At 40.6% G+C, this 8,138-nt stretch carries 7 protein-coding genes; 2 read left to right on the top strand and 5 right to left on the bottom strand.

What is annotated here, in order from left to right:
• Positions 1 to 88: 88 nt before the first annotated feature.
• A complete protein-coding gene (locus tag NJ959_RS21660) occupies positions 89 to 3,121 on the bottom strand; it encodes an MFS transporter (protein ID WP_254013820.1) in 3,033 nt (1,010 codons plus the stop codon).
• A gap of 183 nt (positions 3,122 to 3,304) precedes the next feature.
• Positions 3,305 to 3,847, bottom strand: a complete 543-nt coding sequence (gene infC / locus NJ959_RS21655; RefSeq protein WP_254013821.1) for a translation initiation factor IF-3 — start codon at positions 3,845 to 3,847, stop codon at positions 3,305 to 3,307.
• Positions 3,848 to 4,154: 307 nt separating this feature from the next.
• On the opposite strand from infC, the gene NJ959_RS21650 reads away from it, so the two are divergent.
• Both NJ959_RS21650 and NJ959_RS21645 read left to right on the top strand, forming a co-directional pair.
• Positions 4,155 to 5,111 carry an alpha/beta fold hydrolase gene (locus tag NJ959_RS21650; protein WP_254013819.1) on the top strand — a complete coding sequence of 319 codons (957 nt, stop codon included), beginning with the start codon at positions 4,155 to 4,157 and terminating at the stop codon, positions 5,109 to 5,111.
• A 94-nt stretch (positions 5,112 to 5,205) separates the two neighbouring features.
• The gene (locus NJ959_RS21645) at positions 5,206 to 5,391 is read left to right on the top strand and encodes a PCP reductase family protein (RefSeq protein WP_254013818.1); all 186 of its coding nucleotides are present in this window, start codon (positions 5,206 to 5,208) and stop codon (positions 5,389 to 5,391) included.
• 55 nt (positions 5,392 to 5,446) lie between these two features.
• Here the strand turns inward: NJ959_RS21645 and NJ959_RS21640 are convergent, their stop codons facing one another.
• The 3 genes from NJ959_RS21640 to NJ959_RS21630 form a co-directional block, all read right to left on the bottom strand.
• Positions 5,447 to 7,045: a pentapeptide repeat-containing protein gene (locus NJ959_RS21640; protein ID WP_254013817.1), complete on the bottom strand. Its 1,599-nt coding sequence runs from the start codon at positions 7,043 to 7,045 to the stop codon at positions 5,447 to 5,449.
• 61 nt (positions 7,046 to 7,106) lie between these two features.
• Positions 7,107 to 7,424, bottom strand: coding sequence for a hypothetical protein (locus tag NJ959_RS21635; protein WP_254013816.1), 318 nt, complete (start codon positions 7,422 to 7,424; stop codon positions 7,107 to 7,109).
• A gap of 94 nt (positions 7,425 to 7,518) precedes the next feature.
• The gene (locus tag NJ959_RS21630) at positions 7,519 to 8,058 is read right to left on the bottom strand and encodes a Uma2 family endonuclease (RefSeq protein ID WP_254013815.1); all 540 of its coding nucleotides are present in this window, start codon (positions 8,056 to 8,058) and stop codon (positions 7,519 to 7,521) included.
• Positions 8,059 to 8,138 lie beyond the last annotated feature (80 nt).

Raw genomic sequence — 8,138 nt, 5'->3', positions numbered from 1 at the left:
GACAAGGGAGACAAGGGAGACAAGGGAGACAAGGGAGACAAGGGAGACAAGGGGGTAGATTTTTAATTCAAAACTCAAAACTCAAAACTCAAAACTCACTCATCATCTGGTTTGCCACCGCAGCAACCAAACGATTGGCATCCTGTTTCATTATTGGTAATAACTCCGCACAAGTGCGAGGTGATGCTGCCCTCAAATAAACTAAAACAGCTTCCCTGACAAAACCTGTGGGGTGACGAAGACAGATTAGTGTAGCTTCTGACTTCAAACTAATATGAGCGACTCTTGCTAAATGAAAACAACAGGCTAAAGTCCAGTCTGACAGAAAATCTCGCACTTCAATCAATTGACGTAAACGATTTCCGATACTCATCGGTTGATAAGGAACCAAATCAGCCAAACAAGCTAATTTTTCTGTAGTGGAGCGTCGATCCAAAATTCCCAAAAATACTTGTTTTGTGGGGAGATCTATGGTATTATCTAAAATCTCTAACCCCAGAGCAACATGAGATTGTGAAGTGGGGGAATAGCGCGATCGCGATTCTGAACCTAAATTATAGGTAGCTGCTTGAATTGCACTGGCTGGATAAAGAAACTTCATCAACAAAAAACACCTTTCCAAAATATCAATTTGCTGCTCCTCCATCGCTCGTCGCAATAAATCAGCTTCCTGTACAGCAATTTTTTCCGGTGTTATATCTACAAGAGCAGCATAAATTTCACCAAGAATCAGTAATTCTTGCTCAATTAACTTCTCTATCCCACTCCTCCCCAATTTATCCAATACCGCTTCAATCCCCACATCATGAGGAACTTTTAGTAAAACTCGCAAAATATCCCGGCGTGTTGTCCCCCAACTTATCATGAGTTGTTGTACTAGTTGATTGAGAGATTCTGATGTCTGGATTTCACCTAACGACATCCAAGCTTGCAATTTTACTAAATCTGATTTGCTATGGCTATTTTCATTAGTCAACTCTACCAATAAGGGAATGGCATCATTCTTCAATCGCACCAAAGCATTACGAGCTGCTTCGCGAGTAGATTTATAGTACAATCCTTTAATTAGAGAAGGATAGTACTCTTCTAATTGAGTAGCCGCAATGACATCTAATAAGGCGCAACGCACCCGCAACGAATCATCCTTTAATAGATTGGGGACATAAAGTCGGAGGGCTTGTAAATATTCTGCGTCTGCCAAAGCACGGGTACTCATCACTCTTTCTTTTTCCCGTTTTGAGGTGAGCATCCGTCGTAAAGTATTAGTTGCTTCGGCTTTCTCTGAGGAAGTTCCCCGACGTAAAATTAAAGATCCTGCTATGGCTCTAATTGTGGGATCGACTGTTGGATTCAGATAGGGTTTAATCGTAGAAATATCTAATTCTGGTTGAGTCAACCAGACATAGCGCAATGCCAAACTGAGAACTTCTGATGGTGGATTCCGTTGAATTAATAGCTGCACATCATCAAGATAAGCTGGGTTAGGATTCTCCAACATTGCCTGCAAACTCTGGCACTGCAAAGTTACAGATAAATTAGATAATAATGGAGCCAAAACCTGGCTAACATTCTTGGGATCTATTTGAGATAATAGTTGAATGCAGGAGCGTTTATCCATTTCCGTACCTGGCTTTTCTAATGCTTCCACCACAGCTCGCTTGAATGCCCGCAAATCTACATCAGCAAAACCTAAACGCCCTTGTTCGGCACTTTGAACTAGTAAGCTAACATAACTAGAGCGCATTAACCAAGCACTAAATAGCCAAATTAAAGATAATATTACGATCGCGGCTATAAATACTCCACTTTGCCAGATGGCGATTGTCGCTTCTGACTCATTTGGCAATGCCCAATGCAATAGCCAAATACTGGCTAACATCGCAATACCAGTAATCCCTGTTGTTGTCGGCTCGGCAATTCCCTGTACCTTGGTTTGGACTGAATTGCGAATCTTTTCGGGTATGGGTTGAAAGAGGGATGGCTCAATCCCGGCAATTAAGGTATAGCGGAGTAATTCGTCAATAAATCTCAGGAATATTAAACCGACAAATAGCCCTGTCACTATTTTGGGTACTTCAATAAAGTTACCGCAAATCTGAATAATAAAATCCAGCAACCCGCTCAAGGTAATTAAACCGAAAATTGCCAAAGAAGCTGGTAACATCATCGCCGCGACAAATACACCCATTCGTTCAATCGCACGGCTAGAAATAAACCATTGAGATGTTAATTCAAATAGCCCAACAATTCCGCTAAATAATCCTAAAAATCCTGCTATATCTGAAGCATCTAAATTTTCTTCTAATTGTCCCATATACTGGAATTCTACCAGAAGATAAAGTGCTTCTCCCAGAATAAAAAAAGTAAACAAAGGAATAATGTAGCGTTGCAAAAGTCCTGTAGTGCTGCGAACTCTAAATTCTCGCTCATCCTCCTCCCAATCTAATAGAGGAGAATTAGGAAAAGCTTGGGGATAGCGCTGAGTTAAATAAAATAGGGTTCCTGCTGCGAAAAGCATTACCAAAGAGGCGACAACTAGAACATTTTGAATATTGCCAACTGCTAATAATAAAAAAGGCAAAGAAAACCCAGAAATGACATCAGCAACTAAAAGCCCTGAAGAAATAATTGGGTAGGTGCGCTTAATTTCTCTGATATTAAATAATTGATTAGCCGCCACCTGAGAATTGAGATCGTTAAGTACTTCTACTGCATCCATCCACAACCGCAATAGAAAAATAGTACCTAAAGCAATCAAACCATCGAAATAGCTAACTCCCAAACCTAAGCGGAATATTAATAATGGTACACCTGTCAGAAGTGCGATCGCAATTAAAACTCTTCTGAGGGGCATCCAACTTTGCAGCCAGGAATATAATACTCCCAATCCTGAACAAATCAGGGCGCTGGCGATATAAATTAACGGTAACCCTTTGGCTCCATATTTATCTAAGAATAGTGCTGTCGCACTGTATTCAAACCACAGAAGTCCGACGGAGGTGGCGGTATAGAATACGAACATCATTAATGTTCGCTCGCCTTCTTCCGGACGAAGATTTACCCAATTAAGAATTTTCCGTACCCAATCACCCTGAGAGCGAGTACGAGGAAGGAGTTTCATCAGTTGTTGGTTGTTGGTTGTTGGTTGTTGGTTGTTAGTTGTTGGTTGTTGGTTGTTAGTTGTTAGTTGTTGGTTCTTCCTTATTCAAACAACAAATAACACATGACAAATAACACATGACAAGTAACAAACAACCAACAACAAATAACAAATAACAAATAACAAACAACCAATAACCAATTATCACTTCTTAGGAGAGAAAAGCATCATCATATTCCGCCCTTCACGTTTCGGAGATTGCTGTACTTCTGCTAACTCCTTTAAATCACCCGCCATGCGTTTGAGTAATGCCTCAGCCAAGTCACTGTGTTGAATTTCTCTGCCTCGGAAGGTAATCGTCGCTTTCACCTTATCCCCATCTTTCAGAAAGCGCACGGCTTGACTGACGCGCACCTGATAATCGTGTTCTTCGATGGTATAGCGCATCTTCACTTCTTTGACTTCAGCAGTGTGCTGCTTCTTTCTGGCTTCTTTAGCTTTCTTCTCTTGTTCAAATTTATACTTGCCGTAATCCATAATACGGCATACAGGCGGATCTGCTTTGTCGCTGACTAAGACAAGATCTAATTCTTTTTCCTCAGCGAGGCGCAAAGCATCTTGAGACGTGATTATCCCCAGTTGTCCCCCATCGGTATCAATCACCCGAAGCTTCGGAAACCGTATTCTTTCGTTAATCTGGGGCAAATCCCGTTGGCGTTTTTTATCATTCACAGGCGTTTGTTTAATTTTTAGTATCAGTGGGCTGAATCAAAAGTAGGTTGAATTCATAACTTGCACCATTCTCGAGCTTGGCGCTACAACCCTTGATTTTCCGTTATGGCGATGCCATAATCTAGCTTTTATCGGCTTGTTGACATTGGTGCAAGATCTCAATTGAACGTACTTGCCATTCTATCAGAACATCATAGAAGCTGAGAGTCACCGTCTTGTTTGAGGAGGATACTAGGGAAGCGGGGGCAATTTTGCTTCTTCCTCCCCACTCCCTCAGCACAAACAATTAAAATAGAAAAAACTTTTCAACTTGAGGCGTTTTGTGATCGAATCTGTGCCTTGGCAACAAAGAGTTGGCAGTCAACGAGACTGGGTTTGGCGGGGTTGGCAAATCCGGTATACTTATTTTCGTCCTCTGGAAAGAGAGCGATCGCACTCTACACCTGTTATGCTGCTCCATGGATTTGGCGGTTCAATTGGGCATTGGCGTAACAATTTGTCCGTCTTAGGTCAGGAGCGCACTGTTTATGCCCTAGACTTGCTGGGTTTTGGTGGCTCGCGTAAGGTTTGGACTACTTACAATATTAACATCTGGGTAGACCAGGTTTATGAATTTTGGCAAACTTTTATTAAGGAGCCGATGGTTTTGGTGGGGAACTCCCTTGGTTCACTGGTTGCTCTGACTGCTGCGGCTACTTATCCAGAAATGGTGAAGGGATTAGCTTTCATTAATTTACCAGATTTGGAGATATCACAGGAAGCAATTCCGGCTAGTTTACGTCCGATGGTATCAAGGATTGAAGGTTTCGTTGCGTCTTTTGCCTCTCCCATAATATTTAAAGCTATTTTTTACTTCCTGGTGCGCCCTTCACTAATTGGTAAATTCGCCAAAATCGCTTATGCCAATCCAGAGGCGATTACGGATGAGTTAGTGGAAATTTTCACTCAGCCTGCTTTAGATTTAGGGGCTGCCACTACTTTGAGCGCTTTAGTAAAAGGGAAGACTTCTGGCAAGTTTGGTCCTACTGTCAAATCAATTTTACCCCATTTAGACATTCCCCTATTATTAATTTGGGGGTTACAAGATCGAGTAATTCCTCCCACCGTGGCACGTAGGTTCGTAGCGATGAATCCTAAGTTAGAATTAGTTGAGATCGAAAATGCTGGTCACTGTCCCCACGATGAATGCCCGGAACAAGTGAATCAGATTCTCTTAAACTGGATTAACACTCGCTGTGTTGCTCAACAAAACTTAAAATCTTCTTCTATCACTGGCTAAAATTACTGAGCTAAAATAAGAAAATATAGAGTGGGGGTATGACTATCCGAGTCATGCCTTAATTAATTATCTTCATTTACCAATACCTAACATTATGAAACACCCTGAATTTAATGATACCTTGGCTTGGACTCATGAAGCTAAAGTCAAATTCAAAAAGATTCCCTATTTTGTTCGCCCTCAAGCTCGACAGCGGATTGAACATTTGGCTCGTGAGGCTGAGTTGGATGTGGTTACTGTGGAAATTGTCGAACAAGCAAGGGCTGAGTTTGGTCAATAGGTAATATTTATTTTAGATACCCGACTTTTTAGAAAAGTCGGGTATATTACCGAGCTTACGTTTCTACAGACTTATATTTCGATCCATCTGGCATAATCGCACCTTCCAATATAGCACCACTAAGCTCAGACTGACTGACTTTAGCATTTTTCAAATTCGCACCAAGTAAACATGTCTTATTGAAGTTTGCACCGCCCAACGTCGCATTTTTCAAATTCACACCAGTCATATTGGCATTACTCAAATCCGCACAAACTAGGTTAGCGTAACTGAGGTTAGCACTACTGAGGTTCGCCTGACTCAAGGAAGAAAAACTCAGATTAGCATGACTAAGATTAGCGCTATTAAGAATAGCTTTACTGAGGTTCGCATTGCTCAAATTACTATTATTCAGATCGCTATGATTGAGATCGGCTTCGCTCAAATTTGCTTGACTAAGATCGGCATTAGGTAGCTTAATTTCATCTAGCTGGGCGCAAGGCGCTTGAAGTTCCTTAAGGGAAACACCATCCGCATTCAAATCTTGGAGAGCAAGAACTCTAGCGTAGCTAACTTTTATATTGTTGGCAGCATCAACTATACTCCAAGCTTGGTAGTGAAATTGTTTTTTGCGATCCGGAGCTTCTTTAATAAAGAGAACTACAGCAATCACCAAACTAATCGCATCAGTGCCACCCAAGGCTTTTCCCAGAATAGAATCTTGATCGATGCTCACAAAAAGAATGGTGAATAAGCTTGCAGCTATAATAACGATCAAGCTAGTAGGAGTTTTCCAGAAAAATTCGCTGATTTTACTGATACTTTTTCTGACAGTTGAGATCGCGCTATTGTCGTTAATTTTGTTTGCAAAAAAGTTTCTATATTTCTCATTTATTTTAGCGACAATCTCTTTAAGTAATTCAGTATCTACCTCAATCGATATAAGATGTTTTTTCTTTAACTCTCCTGACTGAGCGCTATGTTTTACTTCATTTATAAGAGCTACCTTTGATTGTTCAGGAGTCTCTAATACTGCTGTTTTTGTCTTCTGAACAACAGTTGGTGAAGCCGCCGCACCAGAACCTTTTAACATCTGAGCAGTAATCCCCCTCAAAGCTTTTGTCCAAGCTTCTTTTACTTCTCCTGTCCAATCTTCCTGGAGATACTGCTCAAATGTCATGAGGAGCGCTTGTTGCACTGGGCCATAATATTTAGGAATTGCCCCATAACCAACGTGTCTGGCTCCTAAAGCATTGAGAACCGGCTCTAATACTTCTGGATTCCGGAGGTTTTCTACTACCAAAGCCAGAGAATTTAACAGCTTTTTCTCTTGAGCTTTCATGTCTGTGCTGGTAAACAGATGCGTTAGCTCTGGATAAGCTGCAAACAAGTTATCGTAAAAACTACTAGCAAACTCATTGGCGTGGGGTTTGACTTTTTCAAAACTTCGTTCTAATAACTCTATCGGTAATTCTGTTGGTTCTGACTCGGTTATTTCTTCTAATTGAGATTTGATTTGTAGTGGGGTTTCCATAGATTCTGCTTCGGGATTGTTCTCGGTCTTTAATTCAACTTCTTCTCCTGGATATTGTACATCTGTTCCTTTAAATTTATTAGCGTTAATGGGTCGAAAAAAGTTGAAAAATGATGACTTACCTTGAGGTCTTCTTTTCATTGTTTTGCACTGAGGCCAAATCTATAACAGGAATTATCTCAACTTCATCTCCAATTATTAATTACAAATTCAAATCTCCTAATTCTTGAAACAGTGTATTCATGAAATCATGGGTATCTTTTATACCCATCTCTCCTAAAGCTTTCCATTCTTCAGTAGTATAATCTAGATCCAGTCCCATCACCTCTTGTGTCCAGTAGGCTAAATTAGATGGGTTTTCCATCAAATCGCCAGTTAATTTCAAAATCTCTGTCCCCGATTTATTTTCTCTTACCTTAGTCGCTAAACAAAATGAGAGCAATTTTTTTAAATTACTCTCCGGTGGCACTGCCATCAAAAATGCCATAACTTGTGACAACATAAATTTGTTTTCCTGCATGATACAGCGGTTTCCCCTCTTATGCGGTACAGTTAATTAATCCTCAACATTTTACCAGTATATAAGAGGTATGGCGCGATCGCACAATCAATCCCTAAGCCAACAAATCATCCACTGCTACACTAAAACCGATTAAAACTTTTTGGGTAATCACCACTTTTCCTGATGTAAACATCAAGCCTTGATTTTCGGTAATTACCATCACCCATTTACTTTCAGGAAAGACTAACCAAACCTCTTCACCTCCAGACTCCAAATACTCCTGTGCTTTTAAAAAAACATCTTCGGCAATATCTGTAGGTGAAACAATCTCGGCAGATAAAGGAAAACTTTGAGGTAATGTAGCAAGATTACCAAATTCTGTTACCAATTCATGTGTAAGATAAGCAACATCAGGATAACGTCCTTGCTTTTTAGTCCGGCATGGTACATCAGTGTAAATTTTCCCACCTTGTCCACTTGACTCTTTATAATCGTCCCAGTAACGAGCAAGCTTATACTGAATTCCACCATGTTTAAGTGTCATCCCATTTTTCTCCACTAATTCACCATCCACCCACTCCATGTGTGGTGGAGGGTTTACCATAAAATCTTCTAAGGAGTAATCTTCTTTGATAAGTGTAGCAGTTAGCATTGTTGTTTCCTCAGTCCTTTCTCTATTATGCTCTCTTTTTATAAGACAATAGCCTGAACTTCCCCTTCTCCCCTGCCCCC

This window comes from Limnofasciculus baicalensis BBK-W-15, from assembly GCF_024178385.1.
Lineage (GTDB): Bacteria > Cyanobacteriota > Cyanobacteriia > Cyanobacteriales > Coleofasciculaceae > Limnofasciculus > Limnofasciculus baicalensis.
The sequence above is the reverse complement of the archived record's forward strand: the minus strand, read 5'-3'. Positions and strand labels throughout refer to the sequence as shown.

Excerpts from the sequence above, each read along its gene's own strand:
- NJ959_RS21660 (WP_254013820.1), bottom strand. The coding sequence starts at position 3,121 with ATGAAACTCCTTCCTCGTACTCGCTCTCAGGGTGATTGGGTACGGAAA.
- NJ959_RS21645 (WP_254013818.1), top strand. The coding sequence starts at position 5,206 with ATGAAACACCCTGAATTTAATGATACCTTGGCTTGGACTCATGAAGCT.
- NJ959_RS21640 (WP_254013817.1), bottom strand. The coding sequence starts at position 7,045 with ATGAAAAGAAGACCTCAAGGTAAGTCATCATTTTTCAACTTTTTTCGA.
- NJ959_RS21635 (WP_254013816.1), bottom strand. The coding sequence starts at position 7,424 with ATGCAGGAAAACAAATTTATGTTGTCACAAGTTATGGCATTTTTGATG.
- NJ959_RS21630 (WP_254013815.1), bottom strand. The coding sequence starts at position 8,058 with ATGCTAACTGCTACACTTATCAAAGAAGATTACTCCTTAGAAGATTTT.